General features: G+C 43.3%; 14 protein-coding genes. 8 read left to right on the forward strand and 6 right to left on the reverse strand.

Annotation, left to right across the window (positions count from 1 at the left end):
- Positions 1-370: 370 nt before the first annotated feature.
- Positions 371-1,714 carry a hemolysin family protein gene (locus tag FXV91_RS08995; protein WP_229390250.1) on the forward strand — a complete coding sequence of 448 codons (1,344 nt, stop codon included), beginning with the start codon at positions 371-373 and terminating at the stop codon, positions 1,712-1,714.
- 105 nt (positions 1,715-1,819) lie between these two features.
- On the opposite strand, the gene FXV91_RS09000 is transcribed toward FXV91_RS08995, so the two are convergent.
- From FXV91_RS09000 to FXV91_RS09010, 3 genes are all read right to left on the reverse strand, one after another.
- Complete coding sequence (locus FXV91_RS09000; RefSeq protein WP_229390251.1) at positions 1,820-3,496, reverse strand: nitroreductase family protein; 1,677 nt, start codon at positions 3,494-3,496, stop codon at positions 1,820-1,822.
- A gap of 305 nt (positions 3,497-3,801) precedes the next feature.
- Entirely contained in the window at positions 3,802-4,344 is a 543-nt protein-coding gene (locus FXV91_RS09005; RefSeq protein WP_229390252.1) for a DJ-1/PfpI family protein, read from the reverse strand.
- Between the two features lie 485 nt (positions 4,345-4,829).
- Entirely contained in the window at positions 4,830-6,191 is a 1,362-nt protein-coding gene (locus tag FXV91_RS09010; RefSeq protein ID WP_229390253.1) for a TIGR00297 family protein, read from the reverse strand.
- Positions 6,192-6,628: 437 nt separating this feature from the next.
- Between FXV91_RS09010 and FXV91_RS09015 the strand changes: the two genes are divergently transcribed.
- Positions 6,629-8,059 carry a dihydrolipoyl dehydrogenase gene (locus FXV91_RS09015; protein ID WP_229390254.1) on the forward strand — a complete coding sequence of 477 codons (1,431 nt, stop codon included), beginning with the start codon at positions 6,629-6,631 and terminating at the stop codon, positions 8,057-8,059.
- A 159-nt stretch (positions 8,060-8,218) separates the two neighbouring features.
- Here FXV91_RS09015 and FXV91_RS09020 read toward each other — a convergent pair whose 3' ends face one another.
- Both FXV91_RS09020 and FXV91_RS09025 read right to left on the reverse strand, forming a co-directional pair.
- Positions 8,219-10,582 carry a DUF3160 domain-containing protein gene (locus FXV91_RS09020; RefSeq protein WP_229390255.1) on the reverse strand — a complete coding sequence of 788 codons (2,364 nt, stop codon included), beginning with the start codon at positions 10,580-10,582 and terminating at the stop codon, positions 8,219-8,221.
- Between the two features lie 544 nt (positions 10,583-11,126).
- Entirely contained in the window at positions 11,127-12,077 is a 951-nt protein-coding gene (locus tag FXV91_RS09025; RefSeq protein ID WP_229390256.1) for a class I SAM-dependent methyltransferase family protein, read from the reverse strand.
- Between the two features lie 482 nt (positions 12,078-12,559).
- On the opposite strand from FXV91_RS09025, the gene FXV91_RS09030 reads away from it, so the two are divergent.
- Entirely contained in the window at positions 12,560-12,967 is a 408-nt protein-coding gene (locus FXV91_RS09030) for an inorganic diphosphatase (RefSeq protein ID WP_229390257.1), read from the forward strand.
- Positions 12,968-13,278: 311 nt separating this feature from the next.
- Here the strand turns inward: FXV91_RS09030 and FXV91_RS09035 are convergent, their stop codons facing one another.
- The gene (locus FXV91_RS09035; RefSeq protein ID WP_229390258.1) at positions 13,279-13,686 is read right to left on the reverse strand and encodes a DUF1699 family protein; all 408 of its coding nucleotides are present in this window, start codon (positions 13,684-13,686) and stop codon (positions 13,279-13,281) included.
- 1,386 nt (positions 13,687-15,072) lie between these two features.
- Between FXV91_RS09035 and FXV91_RS09040 the strand changes: the two genes are divergently transcribed.
- The 5 genes from FXV91_RS09040 to FXV91_RS09060 all read left to right on the forward strand — a co-directional run bounded on the left by FXV91_RS09040 (position 15,073) and on the right by FXV91_RS09060 (position 20,032).
- Entirely contained in the window at positions 15,073-16,068 is a 996-nt protein-coding gene (locus tag FXV91_RS09040; RefSeq protein ID WP_229390259.1) for a radical SAM protein, read from the forward strand.
- A 363-nt stretch (positions 16,069-16,431) separates the two neighbouring features.
- Positions 16,432-17,280 (forward strand): ATP-binding cassette domain-containing protein, encoded by an 849-nt coding sequence (locus FXV91_RS09045; protein WP_229390260.1) that lies wholly within the window; start codon positions 16,432-16,434, stop codon positions 17,278-17,280.
- Complete coding sequence (locus tag FXV91_RS09050) at positions 17,277-17,981, forward strand: GTP-binding protein (protein WP_229390261.1); 705 nt, start codon at positions 17,277-17,279, stop codon at positions 17,979-17,981. The genes FXV91_RS09045 and FXV91_RS09050 overlap by 4 nt, the downstream gene beginning before the upstream one ends.
- 2 nt (positions 17,982-17,983) lie before the next feature.
- Positions 17,984-18,748, forward strand: coding sequence for a (Fe-S)-binding protein (locus tag FXV91_RS09055; protein ID WP_229390262.1), 765 nt, complete (start codon positions 17,984-17,986; stop codon positions 18,746-18,748).
- A 39-nt stretch (positions 18,749-18,787) separates the two neighbouring features.
- Entirely contained in the window at positions 18,788-20,032 is a 1,245-nt protein-coding gene (locus FXV91_RS09060) for a methanogenesis marker 16 metalloprotein (RefSeq protein ID WP_229390263.1), read from the forward strand.
- Positions 20,033-20,389 lie beyond the last annotated feature (357 nt).

Raw genomic sequence — 20,389 nt, forward strand, 5'->3', positions numbered from 1 at the left:
AGCTTTTGCTATTTGTTTTTCTTTAAAAATTCCGATGGCAGGTGGCAGGTAAGATCAATATGAATATGCTGAAAACACGGAGGCTTCTTTTCGTTTTACCTCCTTTTTCTCAGGAATTTTTTCCTTTGTTTCTCTTTTCAAAAGAATAGGAAATTCAAAGGTATTACAATGCAGTTTTGCCTGAGTTTAACAGCAGCGAATCTTCTTTGCCCATGCCCCTGATCCTTCTCATCCCCTTACCTTTCTCATCAACAGTTATTTCCTTTCCTTAGAAAAAGATTCTTCCGTGAGGTTTAAAGGGCTCATGGCTTGTTTCAGGAGACCTGTGCTGTAAATAGTTTTAAATTATAATCCATCCAATACCTGAAAAATGTCTTATTTCTTTGAAATAACCGCTGTCCTTGTTCTTATCGCACTCAATGGCATCTTTGCTATGTCAGAATTTGCCATTGTTTCAGCTAAGAAAACCCGCCTCAGGCAGCGGGCGGAAGAAGGAGATACACAGGCAGCTGCTGCACTTAAACTCGCGAATGAACCCACTCCGTTCCTCTCGACGATCCAGATAGGAATCACCCTGGTGGGTATCTTTGCCGGTGCATTTGGTGGAGCCACAATAGCAAAAGGACTGGCGAGCTATCTTCGAGAATTCCCTGCTCTTGTTCCGTACAGCAGTGCGCTCAGCATTACGCTTGTAGTGCTCGTAATCACCTATCTGACCTTAGTCTTTGGAGAACTTGTTCCAAAGCGGCTTGCACTTAATAACGCGGAAACAATTGCCTCTCGCGTTGCAAAACCTATGTTCTTCTTTTCTCTCATAGCAAAACCGCTGGTAATTATTCTAAGTCATTCAACCGAGGTCGTGCTACGGTTAATGAGGGTCCGGAAGACAACCGGGCCACCGGTAACAGAAGAGGAAATCAAGATTATGATTGAGGAAGGAACCGAAGCTGGAGTATTTGAAAGAGCCGAACTGAGTATGATAAAAGGTGTTTTTGATATTGGTGACCGCCGCGTTGAGTCCCTGATGACGCATCGCACTGATATTATCGCGCTCGATTTGAGCGATCCCGCCGATGAGAACCTGCGGAAGATGATTGGAAGTGGTCGATCCAATTTTCCGGCATACGAAAGAGATCTGGACAATATTGTCGGTATGGTATCCGTAAAGGATGTCCTGGCAAGACTTGTTGAAGGCGGTCCCGCCGATATCAGAGTCTCGGTCACGAAACCTCTCTTTGCACCAGAAGCTATTACGGTCCTGAAACTCCTTGAATCGTTCAAGGAAACCGGCGTACATGTTGCCCTGATAACTGATGAATATGGAAGTATCCAGGGCATTATTACCCTGCATGATATTCTTGAAGCTATAGTGGGTGATGTCCATACCCTTGGCGAGCCGGTAGAAACCCAGGTGGTGGCTCGAGAGGATGGTTCCTGGCTTATCGACGGGGATACACCCATTGAAAATTTAAAGGAAGTCTTATCCGTGCATTCCTTTCCAGGAGAGAAAGAGGGGTATTACCGGACTATTGCCGGGCTGATCCTGTTCATCTTGCAGCGGATCCCTAAAACAGGAGATCATATCGAATTCAGGGGGCTGCGCTACGAGGTAGTTGACATGGATGGCAATCGAATAGACAAAGTGCTGGTCACGCAAATTCCCACTTCAGGAAAGATAGAAGAAAACACAGAGCAAAAAAGAAGCAAAGAGTAAAAGTCAAAGAACAAAAAAGAGTGATTATAAAAAAGAAATAAAGGTAAAATGAAGTAGAGATCACTCTTTAGTTACTCTTTCTCTTTAGTTACTCTTTCTCTTTAGTTACTCCTTATATGCAGGGAAGGTCACAACACCAATTTCCTGAAGAGGCGAGCCCACTGCAAAGTGGTAGAGGTCCTGGTACTCAAGCCCTTTAAGCCCAAGAGTTTCGTGCAAAGGGTCGTCGAAAAAACATCCTATCCCGCAGCCCCTGAAACCGCGAGCTTCTGCTTCAAGATATAGTAGCTGTCCCAGGATTCCGCATTCCCAGAAAAGATAAGGGTACATCCATGAGCCGGATGTTTTCAGAGGCTCTTCGAACTCAGAAAGCATACAGGCAGTAAAACAGGCATCTGCCGCCTTTCTCTGCGCACATGAAAGCTGGGCTGCAAAATCGTGCAGTTCCTCTTCCACAAGCATGTAAAGTTCAAGATCATAAGGGCAGCTTTCAGGCTTTTCCCACAAAAAATCCGACCTGAAGGCGGTTTTAAACTCCTCTTTTTCTCCGGGCTTCCGCAGGAAGATATAAAGACCGGGAAGAAGCCCCTTTACCCTGTTTACAAAAAGGAGGAGGTGTGCAAAGGGCCCGAAAGCAAGCGTCTCGAAAAACGGGTTTTTATCTGGAAGGGTTTTCCGTAATATGCCGTAGAAACTCTCTTCGTCCATGTAAGCACTGTTATTCATTTCCAGGGCACTTCTCCGCCTGTGAATCACACTACGGAGAGGGACTGTATCCAGACCTGAATGAATTCCGTAGCCGGAAATCGTTCCGGATAAAGCTGTAGCTCGCCTTTCAGGCTTTAGTTCCGGTTTTCTTTCATTGATATGGGAAGTTTCTTCCTTTCTGGTTATTGAAGCAGCCTTTTCAATGGCAGCCCATTCTACATGTGCAGGGCTCAAACGGTTCGGAACCCCGTTCCAGGAAAACTTTTCAAAATCAGGAAGTGCAGATGAAGAAATCTTGCCTGACGGACATTCCTTTCCTGCAGGATAAACTGCAAGCAGACAGGCAGGATCCTCTTTTTCAGGGCCCTGTCTTCCGAAAACGCCCAGAAGTTTTGCTATGTCCTCTGAACCCATATCCACAAGAAGGCGTGTTCTCCAGCCAAGTCCTGCTGCAGCAAAGGTAAGGGCAGCAATGGCATGTCCGAGGTCATGGTTTGCATACCTGAAAGCCCGGATGCCATATTTCCACGCAACCCGCCAGTAAATTGAAGTAAGCCCTATGAAAAATGTGCCTTCCGGAAATCCCGAACTCATCTTTTCCCAGGTTTCCCTGGAAAATTCTGCTCTTAATTCGAGGGCATGCGGCAAAGGAGAATAATGGCATACCGAAGGTTTTCCCAGAAGTTCCGGGACCGGACCGGAAATAAGGTAAACCTCTGTTGGGTGAAGGTTTCCGCTTGAAGGATTGATGCGAAGAGTCCATCTTGCCCACCCTGATTTTTTCCATACTGAAAGAGCGAAGCTATCAAAAAAAAGTTGAGAAATGTTATTCCTGTTCAGCCCCGAAGGCTCCAATTTCTCCGGAGAAAATACCTGTTCATAGGCAGGAAAAAGTTCGGACCTTATATCTTCTTCACTCCAGGTATCGAGCTTTAGAACTGGAACTCCCTTGTAGTTGAGAAAAGGGTCTGGCTTTATCTCCATTTCAAGAAGTCGAGGACCGGGAGCATAGGCTTTAAAGCCATGCTTGCTAGCCTGATGATAAGACAATATAGATTCAATTTCTTCGTTCATAACAGGGCACCAGCTTTTTACTATCTCATAAGTTACTATCCCATAAGTTACAATCTGGAGATTATGGCTTTTACTGATAGCCGATAGATTGCATTTTCAGGTCCATTGTTTGAAATTATAACTCGCAGTTTACATTCGGGCTCAAAATCTATGGCTCGCTGTTTGTAGAAATTATACATTTCGAAGATTATACGTTTCGAGGATTACACATTTCGAAGATTATACGTTTCGAAAATTATGTCTTCGAGGTATCATACTTTCAAGATATCATGCCTTCAAGGTACCATGCTTCACATTTAGAGGGATCATGCTTTTTTCAGGGCTTTAAGGACGGCTTTTCCAAAGGCTTCCGCACTTTTAGGGTCCCGTCCTGTCACCACCTTGCCCGAAACTACAACATCACTGTCTTTATAGACAGCCCCATGCTCGTTAAGTTCGTTTACGGTATCAGGGCTATTAAAAACAGTGCTTTCTTTACCTTTCAGAATGCCTGCTCTTGCCAGAACAACAGGAGAAACACAGATTGCAGAAATCACTATTTTCAAAGAGTCTGCTTTTTTTACGAGTTCGCGCAGATACTGGTTGTCCCAGAGAAACTTTCTTGAACCTGGTCCTCCGGAAATGACAATTGCATCATAATCTGCAATCCTGGCTTCGGATATCCTGAGATCAGGTTTGATCGTCCCTCCCAGTGTCCCTTTTGCAGTTTCCGTAAACTCGGCTGCGACCGTAACTTTTGCCCCTGCAGCTTCAAATATCTGCTTTGGAACAAAGCATTCTTCGTCCCTGAACTGCTCCTGAGCAATAACAAGCAAAATCCTTTTACCTTTATATTCGGGTTCTGTCATCTGGCTACCTTCCTTTAAATATAAAAAATAAGATTTCTGGTTATCCAAATTTAAAATCAATAGAGGCTGAAGAAAGATAGATTACTGAGAGACAGGATTTGATGTCTCATATCAAATCCTTCAATGTATCCGAAAAGATCGAAACCAAACGTTGATAGTTTCCTCACCTGAGAACTGAAGTAGACATGCAGTCTTACTCAGATATTCATTAACTCAGATACTAATTAAAGAACACTGCAGTAACCCACCCATGTAAGAATATATTCTTGAAGATATAAAGGGATGTCTTTTAGAAATAAAAGATTTTTATGGGAGAATTAAAGGTTCAAACATTTCAGGTTAAAACAAGATTTAGTGAAATTGCCAGATCTGCGGAATTGCCGGATCTGCGGAATTGCCGGATCTGCGGAATTACCAGATTCAGCGGAATTTACATATTTTATGTTCTGATATTAAAAATTTGAGTACATCAAACATTAATTGAATTAAAGCCCTGATACCAGAAGATATATTCCTGCTGAAATGCCTGCCCCAGCAAAGGTTGCAACAAAGTTTACTCCGCTGTTTGAGAGCAGCCCTCTCTTTTGGAGAGTAGCCCCGAGAAGACTGTCTACGTTTGTTCCAAAAAAGCCTCCTGCAGTTGTAACAAGGACTGAAAGCAGAAGGTCGTCAGATATCCCAAGAACATAGCCTAACACGCCTATGATTGCAGAACCGAAAATTGCAGCAAGTTCGCCAAGTGGGGAAACAGCCCCATCGGCTCCGGGTTCCGAAAGCTTGAGAGTTGTGATCATTCTGGGCCTTCCTTTTGCCGTGGTTCCTATCTCACTCGCTAGAGTATCGCCCGTAGCGGTTGCAACAGTACCCATATAGGCATAAATAATCGGAAGGCCCTGTTCCGGAAAGATGCCGTACGCTACTGCCAGAACAAGGGCTGCGGTACTGTTCGAGAATACGTTTTCATAACTCCTGATTCCGTCTTTTGCCTGAGCAATGCCGATTGATTCCTTGTATGCATACTTGTACCTGGTAAACCCGCCTCCCAGGATGAAAAAAGTAAGCAGAAGCAAAAACCACTGAAACTCACTAAAAACAATTATCAGGACTCCGAGAAGGGCAGCACTGAGAAGGGCAGAAACGTCGGCAATTTTCGCCCTGTAAGCCAGCGCGCCTAGGAAAAGGGAAAAGGCAAGAGCTACAAGCATTTTCTCAGGAGGCACCCAGTACCTGAACTCCTCAAAAATCCACATCGTCATCCCCGCCCCTACAGGCACCGGGATATTTCGATCTATCTTTGAAGGAATGGACTCAAAAAGTGAGCCTGTAACTGCTCCAATGACAGCTATGAAAAAGATAAAGTTATACGAGACTGGAAGCTCCTGCCAGTAGACGATCCAGCTTGCTGAAAGAAATGCCGCAATAATCCTGAGTGCAAGAAAAATCGAACTCCACATTAATGAAAAACTTTTCTTTTTCATCCTGCTTCTTTTGGATTCTAAATCAGCTGTGAAACCTCTTTCCGAAAAAAAAGAGCTGTGATTTCCTACAGCTGCAACTGCAAAGGCGGCGAGGACTATATAAAATGGGAATGTGTACGATAGGTCTTTAGTAACTGCAGAAACAAGCAGCATCAGCGTAAGGGAAAAAGAAAGGCTGACTGCATCCCTGCTGCAGGAAAGAAACTTTCCGGAAAACCTCAGTCCCAGGAAAAGGATAAGAGAAAGAAGGAGGAGGAGATCTACCCCTGCAAAAGGAGCTATCAGAATAAGCAGGAGATACAGTATATGCATCACGGGAATTCCGTGAAAGGAACACCCATTTTCGAGAAGGGGGGTAGCTCTGTTCATTATAGGACATCTTTTGTTTTTTATTCTTCCTGAGAAGCTACATAGAATAGGCTTTTCTTTATAAATAGATAGTTGTTTTTCCTTCAGACAAGTGTTTAAAAATGAAACAAGACTTAAAAATATTTATATATTATTAACTTAGGCTCGGAAAACTTTTTGCGTCAACTCTGGCGGTTATTCAAAGGGCGGAGTAACTTTTTGCCATCAATTTCACTCCAAATACACTTGCTGCTAATTTTGTATCTCAGAGAGTATTTTTCACCTGCGATCAAGAGAAAGCTTTTCGCGAATCTTTTTTAAGTAGTTTTCGGTCTTCTTTTGCTATAAGAATCATATGGTTAAGGATAAGTGTATTAGCAAGCAGACAGATAATTATTGCAGTTAACAAATCCAGAATGGTTGAGATCTAACTTTACTCTTGTTGTGAGGGGAAAATAATGAAAAACTATGACCTGATTGTGATAGGTACGGGTTCCGGAATGAACTATGTGAACTCTATTATCGATTCGAACCCAAAGATAAAAGTAGCTGTTATAGATAAGGACGATCCCGGGGGGATCTGTCTGACACGAGGGTGCATCCCTTCAAAACTTCTGCTTTACCCTGCAGAGCTTATCAGGGAACTTGAGACAGCTCCGCTTTTCGGGATCAAACTCGAGATAAAAGATATTGACTTTCGCATGATTATGGGGCGGATGCGCAGGAATATAGGGGAAGACATCGAGATGGTCAGGCAAGGGTTAACCGAAGGCACTTACCTTGACTATTATCCCGAACCTGCCGAATTCGTTTCTCCGTATACCCTGAAAGTTGGAGAAGAAACTCTTCACTCAGAGATGATCTTCCTGTGCACGGGCTCAAAGCCTGCAGTCCCACCTGTAAGAGGGCTTGAAGAAACCGGCTATCTTACAAGCGATACTGTGCTTGAACTCAACGAATGCCCGAAAAGCCTTGCCATTCTCGGAGGAAGTTACATAGGAGCCGAGTACGGGCACTTTTTTTCAGCCATGGGAGCTGAAGTCACGGTTATAGGGAGAAATTCACATTTCCTTCCCCAGGAAGAACCTGAAATCTCCGAACTTGCAAGGATAAAGATGTCGGAATATATGCGTATCCTTACAAATCACGAAGCTATAGAGGTCAGAAAAGAAAATAACGGGCAAAAAACAGTTATTGCAAAGGAGAGGGATTCGGGAGAAGAGACCAAAGTTACTGTAGACGAGATCCTCGTAGCAACAGGCAGAGTCCCGAATACTGACATTCTCCACCCCGAAAGGGCAGGAATTAAGACAGATATCCAGGGCTGGATTTTAGTTGACGAGTATCTTGAAACATCCCAGCCAAATATCTGGGCTTTCGGAGACGCAAACGGAAAATACCTGCTCAAGCATGTAGGAAACTATGAGTCCGGAATAGTTTACCTCAATGCGATCATGAAAGAAAAAGTGAAGGCAGACTATCATGCCGTACCGCATGCAGTGTTCTCCTATCCGGAAATTGCAGGCGTAGGGATGTCAGAAAAGGAAGCCCTTGAGGAATACGGTGAAAATAGGGTAGTCATCGGCTTTAAGCTCTTTGAAGATACGGCAAAAGGAGCTGCTATGGAAGCCAGAGATTATTTCGTGAAAGTTATCCTGGACAGCCTGGAAGAGAAAATCCTGGGCGCCCATATTATAGGTCCTCATGCCTCGGTCCTGATCCACCAGATAATTCCTCTCATGTATACGCCATCGAGAAGTGCAAAGCCAATTATACGCAGTATGGACATCCACCCATCTCTCAGCGAAGTCGTCACCAGAGCCTTTTATTCCAGGCTGTCCCCTGAACACTACCATCATGTCATGAAGCACCTCGGGCTTGAGGACTGAAAAGCTTAGTTTGAAGGTTAAATCTCAGTTTTAAGGCTAAAAACCGCTGAGAGGACGAATCAAGTACTGAAAGACGGACCGCCAGACAAACCGGCGGGGCGTTCTACAGTCTTTAGATTGAAAACTGGCTTCAGAGGCTAAAGAAAGTGTTTCAGGGCTTTAAGCCCTGTACGTTGCAGCCCACTCCGGCTTTTCCGGCGGGTTTTTCTCCAGCATTTCTCTCCATTTTTCATCGGTTAGTCGGTCGGACATGGGCTGTTTGAATTCGTAATAGCTCATCACTGGCCCTGCAGCCAGGAAAATCCTGCCGTCAGGAAGCTTATAAGCCACAATCACCATATCCACGTACCCTGTCCCTTCCTCAAGCACAAGTTTATCATTTGGTTCCGTGTGGACATCTGCAACAAGAGTAGTTTTCCTGGCTTCTTCGTCGGCATCCACGCTCATTTTGATAATTTCTCCAAACTCGAAGATGTAATATTTGTCCTCTTCCGTAAGTTCCTCATTTTTAAGTTCCTTTTCGGAAATCTCGATAAGTTTTTCCAGGGTGCTCTCGAGGCTTTCAAATCTTCCTCCTGTATCTTCATCAAGAGCATCCATTTCTTCAAGCCCGTCTGCAGTCATCCGGTTGAAAGCCAGCAGCCTGTTATAAAATTCAGGCACAGGTTCCACATATCCCACGGGTTTATCGCCAAATACAGGAAGTCCCTCCTCAATTCCATAACTTTGCTTAGCATAGAGAATTGTATCGTGTCTCAGTTCAGTCCACGAGGCCAGCGAGGTGCTCAGTTCTTTGTCCTGCCAGGCATCGGTTTGCATAAAAGTCGGGTATCCTGAATAGTAGTCTTTCAGAAGGGGCTGGAGGGAATAAAGCCAGGACCAGTAAAGGTTCCTGTTCCAGTCGGCTGCGCTGAAGTTCGAAAACTCCGAATCCAGTTCCCCGTACCGGAGACTATAATTTTGATAGCTGGAATCATTCAGTTCATCAAGCCAGTAAACAGCCCTTTCCGAGCCAAGAAGGGCCATAGCATCAAGCCCGCGAGGGAAGCCCCTGTTGTTTCCGTATTCGGAGTATCTATAGGTAAAAGGCACATGTTCCTGATTTCCGGTGTACTCATTAGTATAGGGGCCGGTAAGCCTGGAGAAAATGTAAGAGTCCGGGACAAAACGTTGTCCCATGAATCTGAAACCTTTCGTATCCTCAAGGAGTTCATCGGCCTGCTCAGCTGTTAGAATAAGCTCATGGGTTCCGCTTCCTGTGCCTCCGTAGATCTCCGGGCTCCGGTATCCGGCAAGTTCTACTTTTAGCTCTTCCATCGTTGTTGCATTAAAATTCCTTGACTCGTTTCCAAATACCGTCTCCATCGCTTCCATATATTCATAAGGTCCAAGATCATCAGAGACGCCGACATAAAAAGCAGTGATTGCGTAAATCCTGTCCCATTTTGTAAGGAGATCCAGGTTGTCTTCGAGCCGGGAAGTGATCAGGCTTGCCTGGATGGTCTGGATGCGGGCTTCTTTTTCCGGGTCTTCAGCCTGGATCAATTTGCCTTTAAGCAGCATGCTCATCCTGCCGTGCCATATAAAGGCCTTAAAGTAATTCTTCAGGATTTCGGAGCGGGTATAGTGGCCTCTTGGCACGTACTGAGAATAATCTTCTTTATAAAGGAAAGTCGGAGAGGGAGCAAAGCCTTCGTGAGCTTTGATAAGACTTAGTTCAGCTTCGACATCATCTTTTACAAACGCAGGAATCTCAAACTGATACTTTTCCCTTGCTGCAGGGTCAAAGTACGTTCCTGCTTCCTGGTCGTAAGGATTTTCAATCTCCTTCATTTGCTCCTCTTTGGGCTGGAGCAGGCTCAAAGCAACTGCGAAGTAGGCTGCATTTCTTCTTGCGGCCTCCTTTTCTTCCCCTGAAGCTCTATTATGATCCTCTACGGATGCGTTAAGCAAGGCATTATCAAGCTCCCATAAAAGGTCGTACAATTCATTTTGCTCGACCTGGCTCATGCTATCGTCAAACTGGACGTGGTAGAGATGGAGAAGGGTATCCGAAGTTATAAAAATCAGCTGTCCTTCGTTTCCAAGTCTGTTATACATAGCAGTGATATCTTCTTCCTTCGGATTGTAAGGGTTGGATATCACCACAAATCCATTTTCCTTCAGCTTCTCCAGGGCTGCCTCATCTGTCAAAAATCTCTGCGAAAACTCTTCGTAATTCATAATATCCGATTCTTTCAGGGGCAGGTCGTACTGGGGAGCTTTCAGCTCTATATCCAGGGCTTCAAGCCTGTAGTTTCCCGCAAGAGGGGAACTTCCTGCTTCAAAACCGGAAAGATTTACTGCTTCAGCTTTCAAATAACCTGTCGAAGAGCTTCTATCATTGTCCACTTCTTCTTTCTGTTCTGTCCCGTTCTCACCTTTTAACACGGAACTTTGCTCCAGGCATCCTCCTGTAAAAAGGGAGACTAAAAAAATAAGAAACATCAAAAGAGTTACAACTGTCTGAGTTCGATTCTTCATTATTTCATCTCGGTCGCTTTGGATCAGTATTTAATTCGAATTTTGCTCGCTCAGAAAGGTGGGGTTTTACCTTCTAAGTCCAGGGTTCAGATTATTCCTGTTTTGCAACCGAAGACCTGTATATGGGGTCAAACATTTTAAAAAATTATCTTTTCCATATGTTATTCTCATTACAATATTTCAATCTATTCAAAATCCGGTTAAGTGTGATCCAACTAAAAAATTTGATAAATAAAAAGCTGAAAGAAATAAAAGCTGCCTAAAATATACTTTCCTAAGAACACCTTATTCAAGGCTTATCTTACATTTATTGTCCAGGTTTTTAATCTTCTTTCAGGATTTTGCTTCTTTTTTTGACTGGCCGTCAGACAGGCTGGCGTGAGCGACCTGTAATATTGAATTAAAAACGGTTTTGGGGGTCAAGGTAAACATTTTTCGGGCCAGGTAAAGCGTTTCTCTATAGAATCGGTTTCTTCATTAACCTTATCGGTTCACCGCTTTATTTCTCCTACCCTGGCGGCAGGCTCTCTATAGCTTTACGCAGTTATTTCTTTATCAGGTCAAAAACCCACCTGCTAACGCCTGGAGCAACATTTCCGGTGCGCCTGTAAAATTCAACCTCGAGCCCCATTTTTTCATACTCTTCGATCAATTCCGGGATCTGGTTCTCGGTTTTGAAAGTGTAAAAGTGGATATAGCCTCCCTTTTTTATAAGCCCTGAAACCTCACCGAGAAAATGGTCCATGCCGTAAGGAGTTGGCACAATTGCTCTGTCAAACCCATTTTTTGGAACCTGAAAACCTGCAGCTTCTTCTGGTTCGGAGCAGGCAGGTACACGAGAGAAAATTGTACCCTCGGTCTCAACTGCGTTTCCGATCTCATTATCAGGCTTTAAAGAACCTTGATGGCGGTTTAAATAACCCGGATGGTGAAGAACGCATTCAGCATCTCCCTGAATAACGGTCACCTGTCCCTCAAGCCTGTTCAGTCGTATGTTTTCTTTCAGGCAGGCACAGGCGTCAGGATTTATTTCGATTGCATAAACCATTGCCCCTTTTCCTGCAGACGGGAGAACAAAGGGTCCCACTCCTGCAAAAGGGATAAGAACATATTCACCGGGGAGAACTTTTGAGGCTATACGTGCTCTTTCCCAGTAAAGCCTGGGATTGAAAAAAACTTTCCTTACATCCATTCTGTAAACGTAGCCGTTTTCCCTGTGAAAAGTTTCTGCAGATTCCCCTGAAAGAAGCTCAAAGTGAGCCACCCTGCGCTCCCCCTCAAGCTTGCTGATTTTATTAAGCACAGCTCGTGTATTGCCTCTCATTGAAAGAATTTTCGAGACAATAGCCTCTCTATAAGCTTCAAGCTCCGAGGGAATTGAAATTACTGCAACGTCCCCTACATAGTTAAAGCGTTTTGGAACCAGGTTGAGAAGGGGTTCTTCAACTATTCCTCTCATAGCATCTCGCAGGGTCACTCTATCTCGAAAACTCATTCCATCATGCCTCTCTCAGAAAGATCAGGTACCTTTCATTCATTCAGGTTCTTTCTCAGGATAATTAATTATTCAGGCATCTCATCTTTCCAAACATTTATTATATTTCGCTTTCAATCTCTAACTTTCAGTCTATTAAGTGCGTTATAAGTTGCGTTATTAGTTGTGTTTTTTTCTGTTGAAAGACAGTGCAAGATGTACAGAGTGATCAAGAGAATTGAAGTATCAAGAGAATTGAAGTATCAAGAGAATTGAAGTATCAAGAGAATTGAAGTATCAAGTTAATTGAAGTATCAAGTTAATTGAAGTAAAAAATAGAAATTACGAAAAAAGAGAATTCAGATTGCAAAAAAATAAAAGAGCCAAAATTATATAAATAAAAGGGTTGAAATTACAAAAGCTACAAAATGAAACAGAACCTGAAAAAAAGAAGAAGCGAAAAAGAGATACAAGTTGGTCCTGAGTACACACAGGAAAATTAGATGAAAATAATTATAGAAACTCCCAAATACAGTTTTTCGAAATACCGAAGAACAGAAAATGGATATGAAAGAGCTTTCTTTTCTCCCCTGCCCACCATCTTTAATTATGGTTTCATAGAAGGCACAAAAGGACCTGACGGCATGGAAGAAGATGTTGTCGTGCTAGGACCCCGCCTGCCCACGGGAAGCACCTTTGAAAGAGAAGGTTTTGACGGGATTGTAAGGTTCCTTGACGATTCTATTCGGGATGACAAGAGACTGATACATATCAGCGGTTTTTGCTCTCCATCCCTGCTGGCCTTCTATTTCAGGCTTTATGCCCTTTTCAAAATCTTTCTATATGCTTTTCGTGAGGGAAAAATTACAAAATGCCGGTTTGAAGGCATTCTACTAGAAAAATCAAACTGATTTAGATAAATTAAGCTGCTGCTTCAGTTTCTCTTTTTGTTTCGGATATTGCCTGCGAATCTGAAAACTAAACCATAAAATGTTTTCAGCTTAGATCTTCTATAGTTCTCTATATTGTGAGACTTTTAATATTTTCTAATGTCGTCAAAAATTTATCATTCTTCTCCAGATGCAGTCAATCAAAAAAAGCCATAAAAGAGTAAAAAATCTTAAGATTTAAGTTGGAGATTAGATTACGAAAGATACAACCCATTTCTTTACGTTCTAATCTCCGGTAAAACACCTACTAATATGCCTTGCCATGCTCGAATTCAGGCAGGGATTTCTTTTGCCAGGATATAAGCGACCATTCCAGAGTTTAACTTGCTTTCCCTTGAAACCTTTTTCTCAATCTCTTCAGTGGCTTTACCTTCGATTTTCATATCCTTAATCTTTTCAATTACTGAAGAGGGAATTGAGTAATATTCGGTTATATCTTTCCTGTGCCCCCAGACATCCCCTTCGATAAGCTGGACTCTCTGCATCTGAAGGAACATTTCTATGGATTTTGAAACGGTACGCATGTATGATTTAGGTAACTGGATTACCTCAATCTTCGGGCATGTTTCAACCAGTCCAAAGATGTCTTTGTTTGAAGGTCTGAAAGCCAGGTGAACAAGACGCTCATTTGGATTTAATGTAAAGATTTCTTCTCTCGAACTAACCACTCTTATTCTCATATTTTTTCTCCCCACTCTTAAGTTCTTTTTTGATTGTACTTTGATATAATGTACACATACTTACTATAAATAGTTATTTCATTGAACTAATATTATTTTGATAGTATTCCGAAGACCCTAATCATATTAGATTTACCAAATTGATCTAAAAAAGCCAAAAATGGAATAAAAATGGTTTTTTCAAATTATTCTTTCCATTTTTACTTTAATTTTCACTCTCTTTCATATTATAGTTTCTTATAATTATTGGCGCAACTATTTTCAATTGTTACTTATTTCAGCTTCAGGTTTATAATGAAACTTTCTTCTTTTCAATTTTTAAGTTCATTTGAAATTCTCAAAAATCTTACTTTTACTTATTAGTTTTTTGTGTCTAAATGTAGTGTCTGTGCAAAGGTCCGCTTGATCCTTTTCACTTACACAAGTTTTCTCAAATTATAGAATTTCTACGGCTGCAAGATTCAGAAGATAAGGTATAAAAGGTATCATTAAGTACAGTAAAATTAATTATAAAATGTTGAGTGAAAAGAAGACGGAAAACAAATAGGAAGTAAGGAAAAGTTATATTCAACAGCTATAGCTTCAACAGCCTGGATTTTACTTTTAGTTCTCATTTTTCTACGGCATCGGCAGCTCCTGTACGAAGTAATCAGCTCACGGTAAATGAAACTCAGATCACAACTAATGCATCAGATCAGTACAATCCTGCGATCTACGGTGACGGGATTTCGTTGCGCCAATCGATCCATACTAGATTGGCGCAACGAAAAATTGGATCTCTACATGTACAACCTTTCTACTTCCAAGGAAACTCCAATTCCCATAAATGGAATCATGCCCTATAATCCTGTAGTCTATGGAGATAGGATAGTTTGGGGAGATGTGATTATCCCAATGAATATCCGCATCCTGTTATCTATTTGTACGACTTCCCCACTCCCAAACAAACTCAGATCTCCGCAAGCGAGTATTTTTCAGACAAGGTGGAGGTTTTTTCATAGAATATATCTTCTGTCCTTGCCCGCTGTATAGTTAATATTCGGGATCAGGATTCCAGGTGCACCTGATATTTGTTTTTTCTATTATTTGTGGTGGAAGAATGGCTCAAGGCGCTGCAAAGAATAAATAAGAAAAATCATTCCGATTGCCCCGCCTGTGGTAATAACAACCGGTTTTTCGTCAGCTACCTGATCGTTCAGAAATTTCGAGTGTGGTTATTTTTTCATGTCAGGCGAGAAGTATCGAAACCTTTTTAAGTTCACAATTGTTACTATGCTCAAGTTCACAATTGTTAATTTATCCAGGTTCACAACTGTAAGCAGTGCTGCTTACCGGAAATTTGCCGGGGTCATATAGCATTACTTCAATTTTATCGAGTGCATAAATATGAATACCGAACTGAGTGCAACTGTCAAGGCAGAACTGCTGAGTATAGGGAGTGTCAGGATAGATCCTGCGCTTCTGCCTGTGCAGCTCAAAAGTCTGGCTACAGCCGGGCCCGGAGCAGGTGTTTCTTCCATTTTTTTCAGGTCAGGAGAACGACGGGTACGCCTTACGATTAATGAGCTTTCTCCTTTGCGTGCGGTGGCAAAGGATGGAAAAGTAGTCTTGATTAAAGGAGACAATGTGATTGCCAGAGGCATGCTCGAGCACCCACTCTGCCACTGCCCGGAACAGGCATACATCACACTGTCCGAAAAATGTGTATACGATTGCAAGTTCTGCCCGGTGCCGAAAATGGAGGGCGGGATAAAAGACAGTAAAAAGGTACACAGAATGGTCGCAGAAGCTTATGCAACAGGTGAACTGAAGGCAATTTCCCTTACCAGCGGGGTAGCGGTCTCGCCAGAGAAAGAAGTCCAGAGAATGGAGGACATCGTAAAGCAGCTTAAGCGTGAATACGATCTGCCAGTAGGGGTTTCTGTCTATCCCACAAAACATTCCTCGGAAAGACTCTACGCTGCAGGGGCATGTGAGATAAAATACAATGTTGAGACTATGGACCCTGAAATTTTCCGCCGCGTCTGTCCGGATCTTTCCCTCCAGATAGTGCTTGATTCGCTCGAAAATGCAGTGGATTATTTTGGCAGAAACAGGGTCTCTTCGAACTTTATAATAGGACTTGGAGAAAGCGACGAAACTGTCCGAAAAGGGCTCAAGCAGCTTACGGACCGGTATGTGATCCCTATCCTCAGGCCCATATCACCCCATCCTCTAAGAAAAGATGCAATAAGCATCCATCGACCGAGTGCTAATAGGCTTCTGAAACTTGGAGGTGTGCTGAAGGAGATGCTTGACTGCCAGTCCCTCTGTGCAGAAAAATCGCAAACAATGTGCCTCCTCTGTACTGGTTGTGATCTTACGCCTCATAGAGATCTTTGAAAGCGTGATTGACTTGAAAGCGTGATTGATTTGAAAGCTATGATTGATTTGAAAGCTATGATTAACTTGAAAGCCGTGATTAACTCAGATTTGAATATTGATTATTCCGGTTCATGATCTAGAGATCTCAGCCCTCTTTTTTGTCCTTATTCATAATAACAGATCTTAACAGCTCTTCAGACAATTCTTGAAAAAAGATATAGTTTCAAATTAGTCTATTAGTTTAAAATTAGTCTATTCTTTCCTTTTTATTTAGTTTTTTAGCCTATTATGGATATATTTTGTTAATATTTGGGCTTAGAGGGACAAAATAGCGCGATTTACGGAAATATTTATAAAACTCGGATCTGAACAGTTGAGTACATGACACAGCAATTTACTCTTACCATAGAATCTGGAAAGAACAGACTTGGAGAACAGGAAGGGTTTGACAGGATAGAGATCAGGCCCGGAGATACTCTGTCAATAGTGGGTCCGACAGGTTCAGGAAAATCGGCTTTAATCAATGACATTGAAACTCTTGCACAGGGAGATACCATAACAGGACGAAGGATTCTAATCAATGGGGAAGAACCTCCCGAGTCGTTTGTACGGGAGCCCGCCTTCAAACCTATTTCCATGATAACCCAGAATACACGCTGTCTGGCTGACCTTTCCGTCGAAGAATTCCTGCTTATGCACATAAGGGCACGGAAACCTGGCAGGGAAGATCTGCTCGACGAAACAATAAATCTTGCAAATACATTTACCGGAGAAGAGATCAGCCCTGAAAGCCGGATGAGCGGTTTATCCGGAGGTCAGACCCGGTCTCTTATGATTGCAGATGCCCTTGTAATCGGGGACACTCCGATACTTCTCCTTGACGAGATTGAAAATGCAGGGATCTTCAAAGACCGCGTTATCCAGTCTCTCCATGGAGGAAATAAGGCTGTTATCCTTGTAACACACGACCCTTACCTGGCTCTTACAGCAGGCAGGCGCATAGTAATGAGACATGGAGGAGTCGCCTCTGTGATCGAACCGACAGGCAAGGAGCAGGACCTTATTGAAGACCTTGCCTTAATTGAAGACAGAATGCATCAGATCAGAGAAAAGCTCAGGCTTGGAGCTTCTTTTTCCTCTGGTTCTCCTTCTGGTTCTTCAGTCAGTTCTTCAGCCAATCCTTCAGAAGTTTTGACTGATGTGGTTGAACAGGGGATGGTCTATAAATGAAGCTCCTAATAATTGCAGGCCCTCCCAGCGGAGGAAAAACTGCTGTAGTCCGCCAGATCATAAAGAATCTGCCTGAAGGCTCACTTCCTGCCTTCCTGAAAATCGATGTTGTGCATGCAACTGAAGATGAAGAGCTTGCAGAAGAGTTTGGCATTCCTGTCAAAAAGGTATATTCCGGAGATGTATGTCCTGACCATATGGGAATCCTGGTCCTTGACGATGCATTGCACTGGGCTGAGAACCTGTCAAGAAATATTCTGATAGTCGAAAGTGCAGGGCTCTGTCTCAGGTGTACTCCATACACAACTTACTCGCTTGGAATTGCAGTTGTAAGCGCGATCTCAGGAACAAATTCACCTTTCAAAATGACACCTCTTCTCGCTCTTGCAGATGTGGCAGTTGTTACAAAAACCGATCTTGTATCACAGGCAGAAAAAGAGGTTTTCAGGGAAAGCATCAGAAAAGTTGTCCCGGGTATTGATATTGTAGAGACAAATGCAATTCAGGGAACCGGGCTCAGATATTTGATTAGGAGAATTGTCAATCAACCCGAAATAGGATCGGACCCTATCATGCTCAGAGGCTCCCCTCCTCTCGGAGTATGTACGGTATGTATCGGCAAAAAAGAGATTGGGTGGAAAAACCACTTTGGAGTCATCCGGCCGCTTGATATGCCAGAGCCCCTGTACAGAGGTGACTGATTGTGATTGAATGGAATCCCCCGGGTAAAGACTGTGGAGCCTGCGGTTCTCAGACCTGTTCTGTTTTTGTTAACCGGCTTGGAGCCGGGCTGGCAGAGCCGGAATTATGCCCTTTTTACAGTAAAAACAATATGTATAGTCAGGACAATATCCTGAGTCAGGATAACATTCTAAGCCAGAATAATGTTCTAAGCCAGGATAATGTTCTAAGCCAGGATAACATTTTAAGCCAGGATAATGCTTTGAGCCGCGAGAGCCTTTTGAGCCGGGAAAATCTTGCAATCCAGGCTAGAAACATCACTTACTCAGGTGTAGATGTTGTCGGAAAAGAATATGACTTTGTTCTTCTTCCGTTTTCTGGTGAGCCTTCAGCACGTAAATTCATAGTACCGTTCAGGGCAGACATTGTAGAAAAATGGGATATTAAAAAAGGAGATCTTGTAACCGGTCGTCCGGCAGGTCCCGGATGCCCTGTCTATCATGCTTTACGGGTCCTCAGCGCAAATCCGGTAACGGGTGTAATTGAATGCCATACTGTTGGACCCATGGCTGCAAGAACAGAAGACGTGCATGACGTTCAGGCGTATCATGTCCACGCTTTTGAAGGAATTGCAAGTACTGTAAGAAAACCCCCTGTCTTCGGAACCCGCCAGTATTTCCTGCCTAGCAACTGCATGATAGGGCTTGCCCATACTGCTCTTGTAAACATGAGTTTTCAGAAACCTTCAGGACTCCACGTCCGGCTTGAGGACATAAGGATATTGTGAAGGTCTTGAAGAGATAGGGAAATACAAGAACGGGATACTATGAAGACCATTGAAGAGATAAACCGGAAAATCGCCAATAATGAGGCGATAATCCTGACTGCTGCAGAACTCAAGTCCATGGTGCGTGACGGACAAAAGGTTACCGTCGATGATGTGGATGTGGTCACTACCGGAACCTTTGGCGTGATGTCCGGTACAATGGCAGTTATAATGGTACCTGTAGCCGAAAAATGCAGTTTTGAGAGAGCAGATGCAATCTGGCTAAACGGTGTGCCTGCCCAGCCCGGACCCTGCCCGAACGAACGGCTTGGGGTTGTTGACCTTGTGGTAAACGGGACAGCCCGGGCAGATGATCGGTACGGCGGAGGGCACCTTTTCCGGGACTTTGTGAAAGGAAAAGAGATTGAAGTCCTCGTAGAAGCACACGGCAGAAGATATGAAAATCAGGTTATGCTTGATGACATCGACTTTGCCAGGATAATCACTACAAGGCTCGCATTTAAAAATTACCACGCACTGATAAACCCTACTTCCTCCACGATCAACACCATCTTCTCTGTGACAGGCCTGACAGGTCCTTTTAAGGAAACAACGGTATCAGGATGCGGTGAAATAAACCCTCTGCAAAACGATCCTTCCCACAGGATAATAGGTGTGGGTACAAGAGTTCTTTTAAACGGCGCATCCGGTTATATTATGGGGAAAGGGACCAGAGCCAGCCCTGATAAACCGAATGTCTCAGCCTATGCAGAAATGAAAGACATGGACCCGACGATGATGGGTGGGATGAAAACCACACACGGACCTGAATGCCTGACATCTCTTGCGGTTCCTATCCCTGTCCTTGATGAAGACATCCTCTCAGGATTAAAAATCCTGGACCAGAATGTCCCATTACCCGTATCAGACATAAACGGGCGTACTTCACATTCAAAAGTAAATTACGGGCATATCTGGAGAGATACCGACAAAGTGATCCTTGTCGAAAAAGATAGATGCCTGCACCACCCGGATTGTGCCGCAATGCGCACCTGTCCCACGGAAGCAATCTCGAATAATTTCGTCATCAATAGAGACCTTTGCATTAACTGCGGAACCTGTACACTCCAGTGTTCTGAAGGAGTATTCCGTGCAAGACTTGGGTCCATAGAACTGGCTGAAGGAACTGTCCCTATATCATTGAGGCAGTCTGACAGGGCAAGGGCAGAAAGGCTCTGTACGATGCTTAAGAATCGTATTCTGAAGCACAAGTTTACACCAACACAGATGATGGAACCTCTTTGATAGAGAGGTTTTTATTCCCTTTTTGATGCGGTCTTTCAGCCAGATATCGCTTTTCAGGCTTAGTGGACACATATTTTAAGATCTAATGGCCGTACAACGTTACTAGTACTGTGATTCCAAAGTATATTACAATCCTGAATTTTGAATAGACCTATAGGTCAACGAATTTCCCACTACTGAACAAGGGGCTTGTTTTGGAATCGATGCACTAGCTTACTATGTGGTTCTTGTCACGCTCGACGCAGGAGAGCGGCCTTTCCCTCAATAAAATGGAGAAAAAAGAAGAGAATAGGTAAATAAAAATAGGTAAATAAAAATAGGCAAATAAGAATAGGGAAATAAAAATAGGTAAATAAG

Origin of the sequence: Methanosarcina sp. DH2 (assembly GCF_020804225.1) — an archaeon.
Lineage (GTDB): Archaea > Halobacteriota > Methanosarcinia > Methanosarcinales > Methanosarcinaceae > Methanosarcina.